This window comes from Streptomyces sp. NPDC001832 (assembly GCF_040297265.1).
GTDB lineage: Bacteria > Actinomycetota > Actinomycetes > Streptomycetales > Streptomycetaceae > Streptomyces.
On sequence record NZ_JBEOYU010000011.1, the window covers coordinates 67,889 to 83,636 of the forward strand.

Annotated in this window: 13 protein-coding genes; 12 read left to right on the plus strand and 1 reads right to left on the minus strand. The window is 69.6% G+C overall.

From position 1 onward, the window contains the following. The first annotated feature begins 13 nt into the window (after positions 1-13). The 5 genes from ABT115_RS12030 (at position 14) to ABT115_RS12050 (ending at position 2,789) form a co-directional block, all read left to right on the plus strand. The gene (locus tag ABT115_RS12030; protein WP_502969076.1) at positions 14-841 is read left to right on the plus strand and encodes a type II secretion system F family protein; all 828 of its coding nucleotides are present in this window, start codon (positions 14-16) and stop codon (positions 839-841) included. Then, positions 838-1,629 (plus strand): type II secretion system F family protein, encoded by a 792-nt coding sequence (locus ABT115_RS12035; protein ID WP_351787275.1) that lies wholly within the window; start codon positions 838-840, stop codon positions 1,627-1,629. The genes ABT115_RS12030 and ABT115_RS12035 overlap by 4 nt, the downstream gene beginning before the upstream one ends. Before the next feature lie 59 nt (positions 1,630-1,688). Then, positions 1,689-1,889: a DUF4244 domain-containing protein gene (locus ABT115_RS12040; RefSeq protein ID WP_351787278.1), complete on the plus strand. Its 201-nt coding sequence runs from the start codon at positions 1,689-1,691 to the stop codon at positions 1,887-1,889. Next, positions 1,876-2,286 carry a TadE family type IV pilus minor pilin gene (locus tag ABT115_RS12045; protein ID WP_502969077.1) on the plus strand — a complete coding sequence of 137 codons (411 nt, stop codon included), beginning with the start codon at positions 1,876-1,878 and terminating at the stop codon, positions 2,284-2,286. The genes ABT115_RS12040 and ABT115_RS12045 overlap by 14 nt, the downstream gene beginning before the upstream one ends. A gap of 110 nt (positions 2,287-2,396) precedes the next feature. Further along, positions 2,397-2,789 (plus strand): Rv3654c family TadE-like protein, encoded by a 393-nt coding sequence (locus tag ABT115_RS12050; protein ID WP_351787284.1) that lies wholly within the window; start codon positions 2,397-2,399, stop codon positions 2,787-2,789. Here ABT115_RS12050 and ABT115_RS12055 read toward each other — a convergent pair. Continuing rightward, on the minus strand, positions 2,671-5,208 hold the full coding sequence (locus ABT115_RS12055; RefSeq protein WP_351787287.1) for a DEAD/DEAH box helicase: 2,538 nt from the start codon (positions 5,206-5,208) through the stop codon (positions 2,671-2,673). The two genes, ABT115_RS12050 and ABT115_RS12055, sit on opposite strands and share 119 nt — an antisense overlap. A gap of 78 nt (positions 5,209-5,286) precedes the next feature. Between ABT115_RS12055 and ABT115_RS12060 the strand changes: the two genes are divergently transcribed. The 7 genes from ABT115_RS12060 (at position 5,287) to topA (ending at position 15,616) form a co-directional block, all read left to right on the plus strand. Further along, a complete protein-coding gene (locus ABT115_RS12060) occupies positions 5,287-5,640 on the plus strand; it encodes an STAS domain-containing protein (protein WP_003967428.1) in 354 nt (117 codons plus the stop codon). Positions 5,641-6,065: 425 nt separating this feature from the next. Further along, positions 6,066-6,548 carry an ATP-binding protein gene (locus ABT115_RS12065; RefSeq protein ID WP_351787290.1) on the plus strand — a complete coding sequence of 161 codons (483 nt, stop codon included), beginning with the start codon at positions 6,066-6,068 and terminating at the stop codon, positions 6,546-6,548. A gap of 296 nt (positions 6,549-6,844) precedes the next feature. After that, positions 6,845-9,286, plus strand: a complete 2,442-nt coding sequence (locus tag ABT115_RS12070) for a sodium-translocating pyrophosphatase (RefSeq protein ID WP_351787293.1) — start codon at positions 6,845-6,847, stop codon at positions 9,284-9,286. Between the two features lie 304 nt (positions 9,287-9,590). Further along, a complete protein-coding gene (locus ABT115_RS12075) occupies positions 9,591-10,205 on the plus strand; it encodes a small secreted protein (protein ID WP_351787296.1) in 615 nt (204 codons plus the stop codon). Between the two features lie 92 nt (positions 10,206-10,297). Next, complete coding sequence (locus ABT115_RS12080; protein ID WP_351787299.1) at positions 10,298-11,812, plus strand: DUF7059 domain-containing protein; 1,515 nt, start codon at positions 10,298-10,300, stop codon at positions 11,810-11,812. A 357-nt stretch (positions 11,813-12,169) separates the two neighbouring features. Continuing rightward, the gene (locus tag ABT115_RS12085) at positions 12,170-12,367 is read left to right on the plus strand and encodes a hypothetical protein (RefSeq protein WP_351787302.1); all 198 of its coding nucleotides are present in this window, start codon (positions 12,170-12,172) and stop codon (positions 12,365-12,367) included. Positions 12,368-12,697: 330 nt separating this feature from the next. Beyond that, positions 12,698-15,616, plus strand: a complete 2,919-nt coding sequence (topA, locus tag ABT115_RS12090) for a type I DNA topoisomerase (RefSeq protein ID WP_351787305.1) — start codon at positions 12,698-12,700, stop codon at positions 15,614-15,616. The last annotated feature ends 132 nt before the right edge of the window (positions 15,617-15,748 follow it).

Sequence of the window (15,748 nt, forward strand, 5' to 3'; positions counted from 1 at the left end):
CTGTGCGGCTGTCGTGTGTGTCGGTGCGGCGGTCTGGCTGGTGATGATGCAGGACCAGGGGCGTCGGCGAGCGCGGGCGTTGTTCGTCGACGGGGTGGTGGAGTCGCCGCTGCGTGAGCGCTGGGAGCGGATTCGGGCTTGGCTTCAGGAGCTGTTGCGGGCGCGGCGGGAGTGGCTCTGTCTGCCGGTAGCGCTGGCCATCGCATTGCTGGGGGAATCTGTGCTGCCAGTGCTGGCGGCGGTGGCGGCGGTACCGCTGGTGCGGCGGTGGCTACGGAAACGGGCCCTGACGCAGGAGCGGGAACGCCGAGCCGATGGGGTGGTGGCGCTGTGCGGTGCCGTCGTGGGTGAGCTGCGGGCCGGGCACGAGCCCGGGCAGGCGTTGCTCTTTGCTGTCCGTGGGACCGGGGTGCTGGGAACGGCGGAGGCCGGTGTGTCCGCTGCGGCGCGGTTCGGTGGCGATGTGCCGGGGGCGCTCAGGCAGGCGGCTCAGGAGCCGGGTCTGGACGGGCTTGCCGGGGTGGCGGCCTGCTGGCGGGTGGCTGTGGACAGCGGGGCCGGGCTAGCAGCGGGCCTGGACCGCCTGGAGGGCGCGCTGCGGGCAGAGCGGCGCAGGCGGGAGGAGTTACGGGCCCAACTGGCCGGTGCCTGGTCGACGGTGGCCGTGCTGGCGCTGCTGCCGGTGCGGGGCCTGGGGCTGGGGGCGGCGCTCGGAGCCGATCCACTGAGGGTGCTGCTGCACACGCCGGCCGGGCTGGTCTGTCTGGTGGCGGGTGGGGTGCTGGAGGCGGCTGGGCTCTATTGGGCCGGCCGGATCGTACGGGCGGGGGAGGCGGCATGAACGATGTCACCGAAGGTATCCACCGGGCGGTGGCGGTATGGGCGGCTCTGAGCACGGTCGCGTATCTGGCTCTCGCCCTGGCGGGACGGCGGCGGAGGCGGACGGTACGCCGTCGGGGTGCGGTGCTGCTGGCCATCGGCCCGGAGGAGCGTCGTCGCGGGCGGACAGGGCACGGCGTCCGGGTGAAGGAATGGATCGCGCCGCTGGGCGCTGTGGCGATGGGATGCGCCCTGATCGGCGGCCTGCCGGGGTTCGCGGCCGGGCTGGCAGGGGCGTACGGAGTCTGGAGGTGGCAGCGGGCGCGGCGCAGCCGCGAACCGGGCGTCGACGCTGTTGAAGCGGCACAGGTCGTCCGTCAACTCCCTTTGGCGGCAGATCTCTTGGCGGCCTGCATCTCGGCCGGAGCCGGGCCCCGAGAAGCAGCGGAGGCAGTGGGGGAGTCGCTGGGCGGATCGGTCGGCGTGCGTCTGGCGCAGACGGCGGCGGAGATCCGGCTCGGTGGTGAACCTGCGGTGGCCTGGGGGCGCTTCGGGGCGATACCGGGCGCGGCTGCGCTGTCCCGCTGCCTGGACCGGGCGGGATCGACCGGGGCTCCGGCGGCGGAGCCGGTGGCGCGGCTGGCCGAGGCGATGCGGGCGGAGCGGGCCAGCGCGGCCGTGGCGCGCGCCCAGCGGGCAGGCGTGCTGATCACCGCACCGGTCGGGCTCTGCTTTCTGCCCGCTTTCCTGGCGGTCGGAGTGGCGCCGGTGGTGATCGGTCTGGCGACCGGCCTGCTTCGCGCCGGATGACGAAAAAAATACCAGTAAGCATCCATTCGATATGAACTACGCATTTCGCGGGGGTTGAAATGGTGCAGCGAATCAAGGGCTGGGTGCGGAGCATGATGCGCCGAGTCCGGTCGGACAACGGAATGACGACATCCGAATATGCGGTGGGGACTATCGCGGCCTGTGCGTTCGCGGCGGTGCTCTACAAGGTGGTCACCAGCCAGCCGGTCATGTCCGCACTGCAGTCACTGCTCAAGGACGCGCTCGATGCGAAGTTCTAGGAGCGTTTCCGGGGAGTGCGCCGGAGGTAGTTCCGGGACCGTGCGCCGGGGCGGGGACCGGGGTGCGGTGACGGCGGAAGCGGCCATGGCGATTTCGGTGCTGGTGGTGTTCGCCCTGGTGCTGGTCTGGGCGCTGATGGCCGCCTCCGCCCAGATCCGGTGCGTGGACGCGGCCAGAGCCGGGGCGAGGGCGGCGGCCCGCTCGGAACCCGAGGCGCAGGTAATGGAAGTCACTCGTTCGGCGGCACCCGGCGGGGCCGAAGTCGCGATGGAGCGGGCCGGGGATCTGTGGCGGGTACGAGTGGCGGCGCCGATGCCCGGACCCGGCCCATTGGCCCTCAAGCTCCATGCGGAGGCGGCAGCGCTGGCCGAGGACACGGTGGGGGTGACGCCGTGACCGGCACGGGAGGGGGAGCCCGGAGGGCCGTATTCGGGTGGCTGCACAGCAGCGGGGATCGTGCTCGAAATCGAGGTCGGGCCCCGCACCGGGACAGAGGCCTGGCGACCGTGTGGGTGGCGATGACCACGGCCACGTTGTGCGTGGTGTTCGCGGTCGTGCTGGCGCTCGGACAGGTGGTGGTCGTGCGGCACCGGGCCGGCGGTGCGGCGGACCTGGCAGCCCTGGCCGCCGCCGACCGGGCCCTGCAAGGGCCCGAGGAGGCGTGCGAGGCGGCCGAGGAGGTGGCTGCGGCACAGGGGGCGGTGGTGGTGCGGTGCACGGTGCGTGGGGAGACCGCCGATGTGACGGCCCGGGTGAGTTCCGGGCCGTACGAACCGGAGGTCAGGTCCCGGGCCGGTCCTCCGGCGGCTGCTCGCGGCTCTCTGGAGCCACCGCCTCCGACGGTTCCGGAGAGCTCGGCTCCCCGGGGTCCGGCGGCGCGGACCGGAGGAGTTCGCTGAGAAGACGCACGGCGCCCCGCTTGTGCAGCGGATCGTTGCCGTTGCCGCACTTGGGGGACTGGATGCAGGACGGGCAGCCCGCCTCGCATTCGCAGGACGCGATGGCCTGGCGGGTCGCGGTCAGCCACGTACGGGCGGTGTGGAAGGCCCGCTCGGCGAATCCGGCACCCCCCGGATGACCGTCGTACACGAAGACCGTGGGCAGCAGGGTGTCCGGGTGCAACGGCACGGAGACGCCACCGATGTCCCATCGGTCGCAGGTGGCGAAGAGCGGCAGCATCCCGATCGACGCGTGCTCCGCGGCATGCAGGGCGCCGCCGAGGATCTCCGGGTTGATGCGGGCGGCGTCGAGCTGGTCCTGCGTGACTGTCCACCACACGGCGCGCGTGCGCAGAGTGCGGGGCGGCAGATCCAGCTTGGTCTCGCCGAGGACCTCGCCGGTGATCAGTTTGCGACGCAGGAAGGAGACGACCTGGTTGGTGACTTCCACGGAGCCGTAGCAGAGCCGGCCGTCTCCCCACGGGATCTCGGTATCGGTTCCCAGGACGGCGACGGCGGTGGTGTCGCGTGCGGTCGTCGAGTACGGCGGGTCGGCCTCCTCGACCAGGGCCACCGAATCCTCCAGATCCAGCTTCCGGATCAGATAGGTGCGGCCTTGGTGGAGGTGGACTGCGCCTTCGTGGACGGCCGTGTGCGCGGCCGATTCGTCGACGGTGCCCAGCAGTCGGCCGGTGCCCTCCTCGACGATCTGGACGGGGCGGCCGCCCTCGCCGCGGATATCGGTGAGATCGGCGGCGCGCTCACGGCGGGTCCAGTGCCAGCCCGATGCCCGATTGCGCAGCAGCTTCGCGGCCTCCAGCTGCGGCAGCAGTTCGGCCACGGCGGGGCCGAAGAGCTCCAGGTCGGGCTCGGTGAGCGGGAGCTCCGCAGCGGCGGCGCACAGGTGCGGAGCGAGAACGTACGGGTTGTCCGGGTCGAGGACGGTCGACTCCACGGGCTGCTGGAACAGTGCCTCGGGATGGTGGACGAGGAAGGTGTCCAGCGGGTCGTCGCGGGCCACCAGGATGGCCAGGGAGCCCTGGCCGGAGCGTCCGGCGCGGCCTGCCTGCTGCCACAGCGACGCCCTGGTGCCGGGATAGCCCGCGATGACGACGGCGTCCAGGCCGGAAACGTCGACGCCGAGTTCGAGGGCGGTGGTGGCGGCCAGGCCGAGCAGTCGGCCGGAGTGCAGGGCGCGCTCCAGGGCGCGGCGTTCTTCGGGAAGATAACCCCCGCGGTAGGCGGCGACCCGGGCGGGCAGGGAGCGGTCCACCTCGGCGAGGCGTTCCTTGGCGATGACGGAGATCAGCTCAGCGCCGCGCCGCGAGCGTACGAAGGCGACCGAGCGGACGCCCTGGATGGTCAGGTCGGTGAGGAGGTCGGCGGTCTCGGCAGTGGCGGTGCGGCGGACGGGCGCCCCCTTCTCGCCGTGCAGCTCGGTCAGGGGCGGCTCCCACAGGGCGAAGACCATTTCGCCGCGCGGCGATGCGTCGTCGGAGACCTCCTTGACCGGGAGACCGGTGAGGCGGCCCGCCGCGACGGAGGGTTCCGCCGCAGTGGCCGAGGCGAGGAGGAAGGTCGGATTCGCTCCGTAGCGGGCGCACAGGCGGCGTAGCCGGCGCACTACCTGGGCGACGTGGGAGCCGAAGACACCCCGGTAGGTATGGCACTCGTCGATGACGACGAAGCGCAGGGCGCGCAGGAAGGAGGACCAGCGGGGGTGGGACGGGAGTATCCCACGGTGCAGCATGTCGGGGTTGGTCAGGACGTAGTTGGCGTACTGGCGCACCCACTCGCGTTCCTCGACCGGGGTGTCGCCATCGTAGACCGCCGGCCTGATGGTGTTGCCGAGCGGTGCCGCGAGTTCCTTCACGGCACGCCTCTGATCAGCGGCCAGGGCCTTGGTGGGGGCGAGATACAGGGCGGTCGCGCCACGGCCGTTCGGGGCCTCTGAGCCATCGAGCAGGGCGGTGAGCACCGGGGCGAGGTAGGCCAGCGACTTGCCGGACGCCGTGCCGGTGGCGATGACCACGGATTCGCCGTCCAGAGCGTGCTCGGCGGCGGCCGCCTGGTGCGCCCAGAGGTGGTCGATTCCGGCCTTCTGGATCGCGGCGATCACTTCTGGCCGGATGCGATCGGGCCAGATGGCATGGGATCCCGTACGCGGGGGCAAGTGCTCCGTATGAGTGATGCGCGCGGACCGGCCCGCCGCTGCGGCGAGTCGGTCGAGGACCATGGCGGGAGAGGGGCGGTAGTCCCTGTTCCCGGGTGGTCGACTGGGGCGGTGATTCTTGGCCATCGACACCGAGTGTGTCACTGGCGTGACGGACAATGGTCCCAAGGCGTCGTGCATGGCTGCTGGTAAGTGATTGAATGCCATCGCGGCTGGCGATCCGTCCCCTGGCTCCGCCGGGGAGACTGAGGGGCGACCGCTCGATAGCAAGGTGCTGGAGGATCCGTGGACCTGTCCTTGTCGACTCGCAATGTGTCCGGCCCTGGTGGCGACCGTACGGTCGTCGAGGTCGGTGGCGAGATTGATGTGTATACCGCGCCCAAGCTGCGCGAGCAGTTGGTCGAGTTGGTGAATGACGGCAGCTACCACCTGGTTGTCGACATGGAAGGCGTCGACTTCCTCGACTCCACCGGCCTCGGCGTGCTCGTGGGCGGCCTGAAGCGTGTCCGGGCCCATGAGGGCTCGTTGCGCCTGGTCTGCAACCAGGAGCGCATTCTCAAGATTTTTCGGATCACTGGTCTGACCAAGGTGTTCCCGATTCACACCACGGTCGACGAGGCGGTTGCGGCCACCGACTGACGATCGGTCCGCGGCCGGTGTGATGCAAGCGGCCTGACCGCCGGTTGTCTCAGGCAGTCGGCCGGTCGGGCAGTCAGTGGCCCGGAGCCGGGTAGCCAATGCCCCGATCGTTGGGCAACGGGTCGGCGTCCGGTCGGTCGGCGTCCGGTCGGTCGTCTGTCGGCCGGCCGCTTGTCGGTCGACTGTTTGGCATTCGGTCGCTTGGGAGTGAGCCGCCTGTCGGCCGGTGCCTGTCGGTCAGCCGACAGCTGTCCGCCAGTGGGCCGATAGTCGGCGACCCAGCCGGTCAGCCGACGGCTTCGCCGGTTCCGGAAGAAGGCTGGAAGTGGGCCAAATGAAAACCGGAAGAGGACTGGAAGAGCAGGGGTGTCGGGCGGCCCGCCCGGGCCCCTGGGATGCACGCCCGTACGTCTGAGGGGGATCGCATGGCCACCGTTGAACTCCGCTTCAGCGCCCAGCCCGAACACGTCAGGACGGCCCGCCTCGTGGCAGCCGCCGTGGCGCGCCGGGCAGGGGTCGATGAGGCCGCGCTCGACGAGGTCAGACTCGCCGTCGGTGAAGCCTGCAGCCGTGCAGTCGGGCTGCACCGCAGCCATGGCATTACCGCTCCCGTCTCCGTCGTTCTGACCGAGGAGGAGAAGTCCTTCTCCGTCGAGGTCGGCGACGAGGTGCCCGGAGCGGGTGCCGAACCCACTCCCGGTGGATCCGCCGGAGCCTCCGCGACACGCGGCGCCACGCCCGGCGTGGGACTCGGTGGGCCGGATTCCGAGGCCGCCGCCGACGGCGAGGACGAGATGGGTCTCGCGGTCATCAGCGGCCTCGTCGATGATGTGGAAGTAAGATCGGGGGCCCATGGCGGAGTGATCCGCATGAGCTGGCCGAAGACGCCTGTGACAGTGCTTCCCTGAGGCGCCGCAGGCGTCACGGGCGGTCTGGCCGTTCCGATTCCTTCGAATCCATTTCTCGATCCATTTCTTGATCCGTCTTATGAGGTCCTGCTGAGCAGGGCCTTTTTTCATTTCTGTGTGATCATTGATCTACAGAAAATGCTCCTGCCCCATTACTGCATTCGAGTCGATCCGCGGCCGTGATCGTTTGCCGATCCGTCCATGAAGGTCAATTACATTTACCGCGCACTGTTTTGATCAGCTCCCGCTCCCTACAATCCGTCCACGTCTTGAGCGCTGAGCGTCAAGGAGGACGTATGGCGGAGTTCTTCAACATCCCACTGGCAGGACTGACACACGATTCCGCACTTTCCGCACCTTCCGGCCGGCCCGCATCTCTCGCGGCCGCGGTACTCACTGATGACAATCGCGTCATCGTGGTCGCCGTCGCAGCCGTTGCCATCGCCGCGCTGGTCGTCGCCCGACTGCTGGTGCGCCAGGTGCTGGCGGCCGGCGAGGGTACCGACCGTATGAAGGAGATCGCGGCCGCAGTCCAGGAAGGCGCGAATGCCTATCTGGCTCGGCAGTTGCGTACTGTCGGCGTCTTTGCCGTCGTGGTCTTCTTCCTGCTTCTGCTGCTTCCGGCCGATAACTGGTCGCAGCGCGCGGGCCGTTCGTTGTTCTTCCTGGTGGGTGCGTTTTTCTCGGCGGCCACCGGATACATCGGGATGCGGCTGGCCGTACGCAGTAATGTCCGTGTGGCTGCTGCTGCGCGTGAGGCGACTCCCGCGGAAGGTGAACCCGAAAAAGATCTCACCGCTGTTTCGCACAGGGCGATGAAGATCGCCTTTCGTACCGGTGGCGTGGTCGGCATGATCACCGTGGGCCTCGGGCTGTTCGGCGCTTCCTGTGTCGTCCTCGTCTATGCCGCAGACGCGCCCAAGGTGCTGGAGGGCTTCGGACTCGGCGCCGCGCTGATCGCCATGTTCATGAGGGTCGGAGGCGGCATCTTCACCAAGGCCGCGGACGTCGGCGCCGACCTCGTCGGCAAGGTGGAGCAGGGCATCCCGGAGGACGACCCACGCAACGCCGCCACCATCGCCGACAATGTCGGCGACAACGTCGGTGACTGCGCGGGCATGGCGGCCGACCTCTTCGAGTCGTACGCCGTGACGCTCGTCGCCGCGCTCATTCTCGGCAAGGCTGCCTTCGGTGACTCCGGACTGGCCTTCCCGCTGATCGTCCCGGCTATCGGAGTGGTCACGGCGATGATCGGAATCTTCGCTGTCGCCCCGCGGCGTGCCGACCGCAGCGGAATGACCGCCATCAACCGCGGATTCTTCATCTCCGCGGTGATCTCGCTCGTCCTGGTGGCCGTGAGCGTCTTCGTCTATTTGCCGTCCTCGTACGCGGATCTGGACGGCGTCACCGACCGCGCCATCACCTCGCACGGCGGCGACCCACGGGTCCTCGCCCTCGTCGCTGTCGCCATCGGCATCGTGCTGGCCGCCCTGATCCAGCAGCTGACCGGGTACTTCACCGAGACCAACCGGCGGCCCGTCAGGGACATCGGCAAGTCCTCGCTGACCGGTCCGGCCACCGTCGTACTCGCCGGTATCTCCATCGGTCTGGAGTCCGCCGTGTACACGGCGCTGCTGATCGGCCTCGGCGTGTACGGGGCATTCCTGCTCGGCGGTACGTCGATCATGCTGGCGCTCTTCGCGGTGGCCCTGGCGGGGACCGGGCTGCTCACCACCGTCGGTGTCATCGTTGCCATGGACACCTTCGGACCGGTCTCCGACAACGCGCAGGGCATCGCGGAGATGTCCGGTGACGTCACGGGCGCCGGTGCTCAGGTCCTCACCGACCTGGACGCCGTGGGCAACACCACAAAGGCCATCACCAAGGGCATCGCCATCGCCACCGCCGTCCTGGCGGCGTCGGCACTCTTCGGCTCGTACCGCGACGCGATCGCCACGGCGGTCGAGGGCGTGGGGGCCAAGGCCGGGGAGATGACACTCAGCCTGGACATCTCGCAGCCCAACAACCTGGTGGGCCTGATCCTCGGTGCCGCGGTCGTCTTCCTCTTCTCCGGGCTGGCGATCAACGCGGTGTCCCGGTCCGCCGGGTCCGTGGTCTACGAGGTACGGCGGCAGTTCCGCGAGCATCCCGGGATCATGGGCTACAGCGAGAAGCCGGAGTACGGGCGCGTCGTCGACATCTGCACCAAGGACGCCCTGCGTGAGCTTGCCACGCCCGGCCTGCTTGCCGTCCTGGCTCCGATCGCCGTCGGGTTCACGCTCGGCGTCGGGGCGCTCGGTTCGTATCTTGCGGGCGCCATCGGTACCGGCACACTGATGGCGGTCTTCCTCGCCAACTCCGGTGGCGCGTGGGACAACGCCAAGAAGCTCGTCGAGGATGGTCACTACGGCGGCAAGGGCAGCGAGGCCCATGCCGCGACCGTCATCGGCGACACGGTCGGCGACCCGTTCAAGGACACGGCGGGACCGGCGATCAACCCCCTGCTCAAGGTGATGAACCTGGTCGCGCTGCTCATCGCCCCGGCGGTGGTGCAGTTCAGCTACGGGCAGGACGCGAGCGTCGGCGTACGGGCAGTGGTTGCGGTGCTCGCTGTCGCCGTCATCATCGGCGCGGTCTACGCCTCCAAACGGCGCCGGATCGCCGTGGGGGACGAGAGGAACCCCGCTGACAGTGGCGGGGGACCCGCCAAATCGGCCGACCAGGCCGCTGTTTCATGATTCGGCGGCGAGATGGGGCCGACGGCACGTAGTCGGCCTCGGCTCGACGACCGGGCGGGCGACGCATTCTCATGCCGTCCGCCCGGTCGTGCGCTGGCGTCCGTAACGTCGGTCGGCAGCCCGTCCGTGGATTTGCTCGTGCAGGTGTCCCAACGTCCGGAGGGCCGTGTGGGTGAGTTGTATCTCCCTCACTTCTCTTGGTGCAAATGGCTACAAAAGGTCACTCATCGGACGTCCGGCATCCGGATGGAGGGCGCTCGACGTGTAAGTTCCGGGGCCGAGAGCCTTGGAAGGGACCGATCCGGTGAACAAGAAGCTTGCGGCCGCGCTGTCCGGTGGTGCGGTACTGGTACTTACGCTGTCGGCCTGCAGCAGCGACAACAGCGAGAAGGTGAACGCCTGGGCCAAGACGGTCTGCGACCAGGTCCAGCCCCAACTGCAGAAGATCGCGAACGCCAACGCCGCCATCCAGCAGCAGACCGCAGACAACAGCAAGCCCGCCGATGTCCAGAAGACCGACTCGGCCGCCTTCCAGCAGATCTCGCAGGCGTACAAGGCGCTGGGCTCAGCTGTCGATTCGGCGGGCGCGCCGCCGGTCGAAGGTGGCGAGACCACGCATAAAGAGGCCGTGAAGGAGCTCAACGCATCCTCCGCGGCGTACGCGAACCTGCAGAAGAAGGTCGACGCCCTCGACACGAAGGACCAGGCGAAGTTCGCCGACGGTCTCAAGGGCATCGCGGACGAGCTGAACAAGATCAGCACCAATGGTGACGATGCGCTGAGGAAGCTCCAGTCCGGAGAGGTCGGCACCGCGATGGCGCAGCAGAAGGGCTGCCAGAAGCCGACGGCCTCGGTGCCGCCGAATACCGCCTCCCCGAAACCGGCCTCCCCTTCCGCCTCGCCCGGCCAGAAGTCGTAACCGCGCGGAGGCAGCGGTTGTACGGACGGCCCGGCGGCCCCGGTGGGCGCCGGGCCGCTGCCGTTGTCGGTGGGAGCGGCCACAATGGGCGGGTGAGTACGACCAGTCTTCCCGCGCCCGACCGTTCGCCCCGGCTCCGCGAAGCCCTGCTCGCCGCTGCCTTCACCGCCGACGGGCTCCTCGACCTGCTCGGTGCGCCGGCCTACGCCGCGCTCGCCCGCAGCGAGACCGTTCCGGCGCTGCGTGCCACCCGGGGCGACTCCTCGCTCGAGATACTGGTGCGGCTCTTCCTGCTCCAGCACCCCGTCCCGTACGAGCGGGCCCGTGCCGCGCTCCCACTGGCCGAGTGCCTTGAGGACGGCTGGGTTATCCAAACCGGCGACGAGGTGCGGGCCACGGTCGACGTACGCCCGTACAGCGGACCCGAGGGGCAGGACTGGTACATCGTCTCCGACCTGGGCTGCGCGGTCGGTGGCGCGGGCGGCATCGGTTCGCGCGAGGAGGGTGTGGTCCTCGGAGTCGGCGGGGCGTCCACCACGCTTGCCGGGATCACCGTCCGCACGCCTGTCGTCTCCGCGCTCGATGTCGGTACGGGCTCTGGCATTCAGGCGCTGCACGCCTCGCAGCACGCCACCCGGGTCACGGCCACCGACCTCAACCCGCGTGCGCTGGACTTCACCCGGCTGACGCTCGCCCTGTCCGGCGCCGCCCCGGCCGAGCTGCGCCAGGGTTCCCTGTACGAGCCGGTCGGAACCGGGACGTACGACCTGATCGTCTCCAACCCGCCGTTCGTCATCTCACCCGGCGCCCGCCTCACCTACCGCGACGGCGGCATGGGCGGCGACGACCTGTGCCGGACCCTGGTGCAGCAGTCGGGCGACCGGCTGAACGAAGGCGGATACGCCCACTTCCTCGCCAACTGGCAGCACATCGAGGGTGAGGAGTGGCAGAACCGGCTGAGTTCCTGGGTGCCCCACGGCTGCGACGCCTGGATCGTGCAGCGCGAGGTCCAGGACGTCACGCAGTACGCGGAGCTGTGGCTGCGCGACAGCGGCGACCACCGCACGGACCCCGCCGAGTACGCCGCGCGGTATGACGCCTGGCTGGACGAGTTCGAGGCCCGCAAGACCAAGGGCATCGGCTTCGGCTGGATCACCCTGCGGAAGTCCGCCGCGGCTGCCGCCGGGAACCCGTCCGTCGTGATCGAGGAGTGGCCGCACGCGGTGGAGCAGCCGCTCGGACCGGCCGTCCAGGCCCACTTCGCCCGCCAGGACTACCTTCGTGAACAGGATGACGCGGCGCTCCTGGCCGGGCATTTCACCCTTGCCGCCGAGGTCGTGCAGGAGCAGGTCGGGCTGCCGGGCGCGGAGGACCCTGAGCATGTGGTGCTGCGCCAGAACCGCGGCATGCGCCGTGCGACGAAGGTCGACGCCGTCGGCGCCGGCTTCGCGGGCGTGTGCGACGGGACGCTGCCCGCGGGCCGGATCCTGGACGCGATCGCTCAGTTGATGAACGAGGACGCCGTGCTGCTGCGTGACCGCACCCCGCAGGCGATCCGCCTGCTGGTGGAGGAGGGCTTCCTGGAGCCGGTGCCGCCGGCGAGCTGATGGCTTGGCTCTGTCCCCACCACCGTCTTGGCCCGGTGGTGGGGAGGCTGCCGGCCCCGCTATCACGGCTGCCTTCGTCACCGGCTCCGTTCCGGTTCGGGCGCGTGCTGCCGTATGTAATGAACGAGCTCGCCACCACCGTCTTCACGCTCACCGCCGACGGTCCGCGGCGGGGGACCTGGATTCCGGTTGGCTCATGGCCAGGCGCTGCCCCGGAACCTCGGTCCCGCGCTCCCCAGCTGCGTGAATCCGGCCATTCACTCGGGCTTCGCGTGCGCGACGCCCTGAGGTGGCAGCCTCCCCCTGAGACCGGATGGCGCGGGCCCCGGCCGAGCAGGGACAGGGAGGCGTACGGACGTGGAGAGCGGACCCGCGGTCTTCGCCGGGGCAGCATTCGCGCTGTTCGGCGCCGCGCTGCTGCTGTGGACGGGGGTGCGCGTGCTGCACCGCGCGCCGGTGGCGCACGGTGTGAGCCCCGTCGCCTCCGCCGCTCTCGCCACTGTGTTCGGCGTACTTTTTCTCGTCCTCGGCGTGTGGTGCTTCACCCGCATCTGATCCACTCCCTGCCGGACCCGGCAGGGAACCGCAGGGCACGGCGGGCAGTGGCAGGGAACACGCCCGGACCGTCCGCCTCTCACCGCCGATGCCCGCAGTGCCGCCACGGCGACCAGAAACCCGCAGGCAGCGGCCGTGTGCCGCTCGGACCGGGCAGTCCGGGCGGCAGGAATGGCGGAAGTCGGGTTACCGTTCGAGTGGCCGTTGCGGGCTTTTGCCGTTTGACACGGGGGCGGGTTGTACCGTCACACTCCGCAGCGACAGCACCATCGGTAGCGTCATCGCGCTGACCCGATGCCCACTGAGTGCCGACCGGAGAGAAGAGCGAAGTTGTCCCCGACCAGCGAGACCGCACAGGGCGGCCGCCGACTCGTCATCGTCGAGTCGCCTGCCAAGGCGAAGACGATCAAGGGCTACCTCGGCCCCGGATACGTCGTCGAGGCGAGCGTCGGGCACATCCGCGACCTGCCGAACGGCGCCGCAGAGGTCCCCGACGAGTACACCGGCGAGGTCCGTCGGCTCGGCGTCGACGTCGAGCATGACTTCCAGCCCGTCTACGTAGTCAATGCGGACAAGAAAGCGCAGGTCAGGAAGCTCAAGCAGCTCCTTGCCGAGTCCGACGAACTCTTCCTCGCCACCGATGAGGACCGCGAGGGCGAAGCCATCGCGTGGCACTTGCAGGAAGTACTCAAGCCCAAGGTCCCGGTTCACCGGATGGTCTTCCACGAGATCACCAAGGACGCGATCCAGGAGGCCGTCGCCAACCCGCGCGAGCTCAATCAGCGCATGGTCGACGCCCAGGAGACACGCCGTATCCTCGACCGTCTCTACGGCTACGAGGTCTCGCCGGTCCTCTGGAAGAAGGTCATGCCGCGCCTGTCGGCCGGCCGCGTCCAGTCCGTGGCGACCCGTCTCGTCGTCGAGCGGGAGCGCGAGCGCATCGCCTTCCGTTCCGCCGAGTACTGGGACCTGACCGGCACTTTCGCCACCGGCCGCACCGGGATCGGGGGGAGCGGAGCGACTTCGACCGAGGGCGGTGGCGGGCGACGGGAGGGCGCCTTTGACCCGTCAGCCCTCGCCGCCCGCCTCAGCGCGGTCGACGGTCGCCGCATCGCCCAGGGCCGTGACTTCGGTCCGGACGGGCAGCTGAAGTCTGGCTCCGGCCAGGTGCTGCACCTGGACGAGACGAACTCTCGCGCCTTGGCCGCCGCGCTCGCCGACGCCACGTTCGCCGTACGGTCCGTCGAGTCGAAGCCGTACCGCCGCTCCCCGTACGCCCCGTTCCGCACGACGACCCTCCAGCAGGAGGCGAGCCGGAAGCTGGGCTTCGGGGCCAAGGCCACCATGCAGGTCGCGCAGAAGCTGTACGAGAACGGCTTCATCACCTATATGCGTACCGACTCCACGACCCTCTCGGACACTGCGGTTTCCGCTGCCCGGGCGCAGGTCACGCAGCTGTACGGCGCCGACTACCTGCCGGACAAGCCGCGCACGTACGCCGGGAAGGTCAAGAACGCGCAGGAGGCGCACGAGGCGATCCGCCCCTCCGGCGACCGCTTCCGCACCCCTGCCGAGACCGGCCTCACCGGCGATCAGTTCCGGCTCTACGAGCTGATCTGGAAGCGGACCGTCGCCTCCCAGATGAAGGACGCGGTCGGTAACTCCGTCACCGTCAAGATCGGCGGCCGGGCGAGCGACGGCCGCGACGCCGAGTTCTCCACGTCCGGTAAGACGATCACCTTCCACGGCTTCATGAAGGCGTACGTCGAAGGCGCCGACGACCCGAACGCCGAGCTCGACGACCGTGAGCGGCGCCTTCCGCAGGTCGCCGAGGGCGACGCGCTGTCCGCCGAGGAGATCTCGGTCGACGGCCACGCCACCAAGCCGCCGGCCCGCTACACCGAGGCCTCGCTGGTCAAGGAGCTCGAGGAACGCGAGATCGGCCGCCCGTCGACATACGCCTCGATCATCGGCACGATCCTGGACCGCGGCTACGTCTTCAAGAAGGGCACGGCGCTCGTCCCGTCCTTCCTTTCCTTCGCCGTGGTCAACCTGCTGGAGAAGCACTTCGGGCGGCTCGTCGACTACGACTTCACCGCGAAGATGGAGGACGACCTCGACCGCATCGCGCGGGGCGAGGCCCAGGCCGTGCCGTGGCTGAGGCGTTTCTACTTCGGCGAGGGCGACGACGCCGTCAGTGGCGAGGCCTCCGCCGCGGGCAACGGCGACGGCGACCACCTCGGTGGCCTGAAGGACCTCGTCACCGACCTCGGCGCGATCGACGCCCGGGAGATCTCCTCCTTCCCGGTCGGCAACGGCATCAAGCTGCGTGTTGGGCGGTACGGCCCGTACATCGAGCGCGGCGAGAAGGAGGCCGAGGGCCACCAGCGCGCGGATGTGCCGGAGGACCTGGCGCCCGACGAGCTGTCCGTCGACTACGCGGAGGAGCTGCTGGCCAAGCCGAGCGGCGACTACGAGCTCGGCGCGGACCCGGTCACCGGGCACCAGATCATCGCCAAGGACGGGCGTTACGGCCCGTACGTCACCGAGGTGCTGCCCGAGGGCACCCCGAAGACCGGCAAGAACGCGGTGAAGCCGCGGACCGCCTCGCTCTTCAAGTCCATGTCGCTGGACACGGTGACGCTGGCCGACGCGCTCAGGCTGATGTCGCTGCCGCGTGTCGTCGGTGAGGACGCCGACGGCGTCGAGATCACCGCGCAGAACGGCCGCTACGGCCCGTATCTGAAGAAGGGCACGGACTCGCGCTCGCTGACCTCCGAGGAACAGCTCTTCGACATCACCGTCGAAGAGGCCCTCGCGATCTATGCCCAGCCCAAGCAGCGCGGCCGCGCCGCCGCCAAGCCGCCGCTGAAGGAACTGGGCACCGACCCGGTGAGCGGGGCTCCGGTCGTGGTCAAGGACGGGCGCTTCGGTGCGTACGTCACCGACGGCGAGACCAACGCGACGCTGCGGACCGGCGACAGCGTCGAGACCATCACGCCGGAGCGCGGCTACGAGCTGCTCGCCGAGAAGCGCGCCAAGGGGCCCGCCAAGAAGAAGACGGCGAAGAAGGCGCCTGCCAAGAAGGCGACCGCGAAGAAGACGACGGCGAAGAAGACGGCGGCCAAGAAGACGACCGCGGCAGCCAAGAAGACCGCGGCGAAGAAGACGACCACCGCGAAGAAGACGACGACCGCCAAGAAGGCGACTGCGGCGAAGAAGACGACCGCGGCGTCTGTGGAGGACTGACCGTACGACCGATCGCCGGAGAGGCTGGACTTTCCAGCCTTTCCGGCGTTTGCGCGTCTCAGGGGGCTGGAAGTGCCTGCGCACCCCACCCCCCGGACGCCCATATGTTCGGGCGGGGCCTCCGGGGACCCC

Bases quoted from the DNA above. Each gene is read 5' to 3' on its own strand.
- ABT115_RS12035 (WP_351787275.1), top strand. From the start codon at position 838: ATGAACGATGTCACCGAAGGTATCCACCGGGCGGTGGCGGTATGGGCG.
- ABT115_RS12040 (WP_351787278.1), top strand. From the start codon at position 1,689: ATGGTGCAGCGAATCAAGGGCTGGGTGCGGAGCATGATGCGCCGAGTC.
- ABT115_RS12045 (WP_502969077.1), top strand. From the start codon at position 1,876: ATGCGAAGTTCTAGGAGCGTTTCCGGGGAGTGCGCCGGAGGTAGTTCC.
- ABT115_RS12055 (WP_351787287.1), bottom strand. From the start codon at position 5,208: ATGGCATTCAATCACTTACCAGCAGCCATGCACGACGCCTTGGGACCA.
- ABT115_RS12065 (WP_351787290.1), top strand. From the start codon at position 6,066: ATGGCCACCGTTGAACTCCGCTTCAGCGCCCAGCCCGAACACGTCAGG.
- ABT115_RS12070 (WP_351787293.1), top strand. From the start codon at position 6,845: ATGGCGGAGTTCTTCAACATCCCACTGGCAGGACTGACACACGATTCC.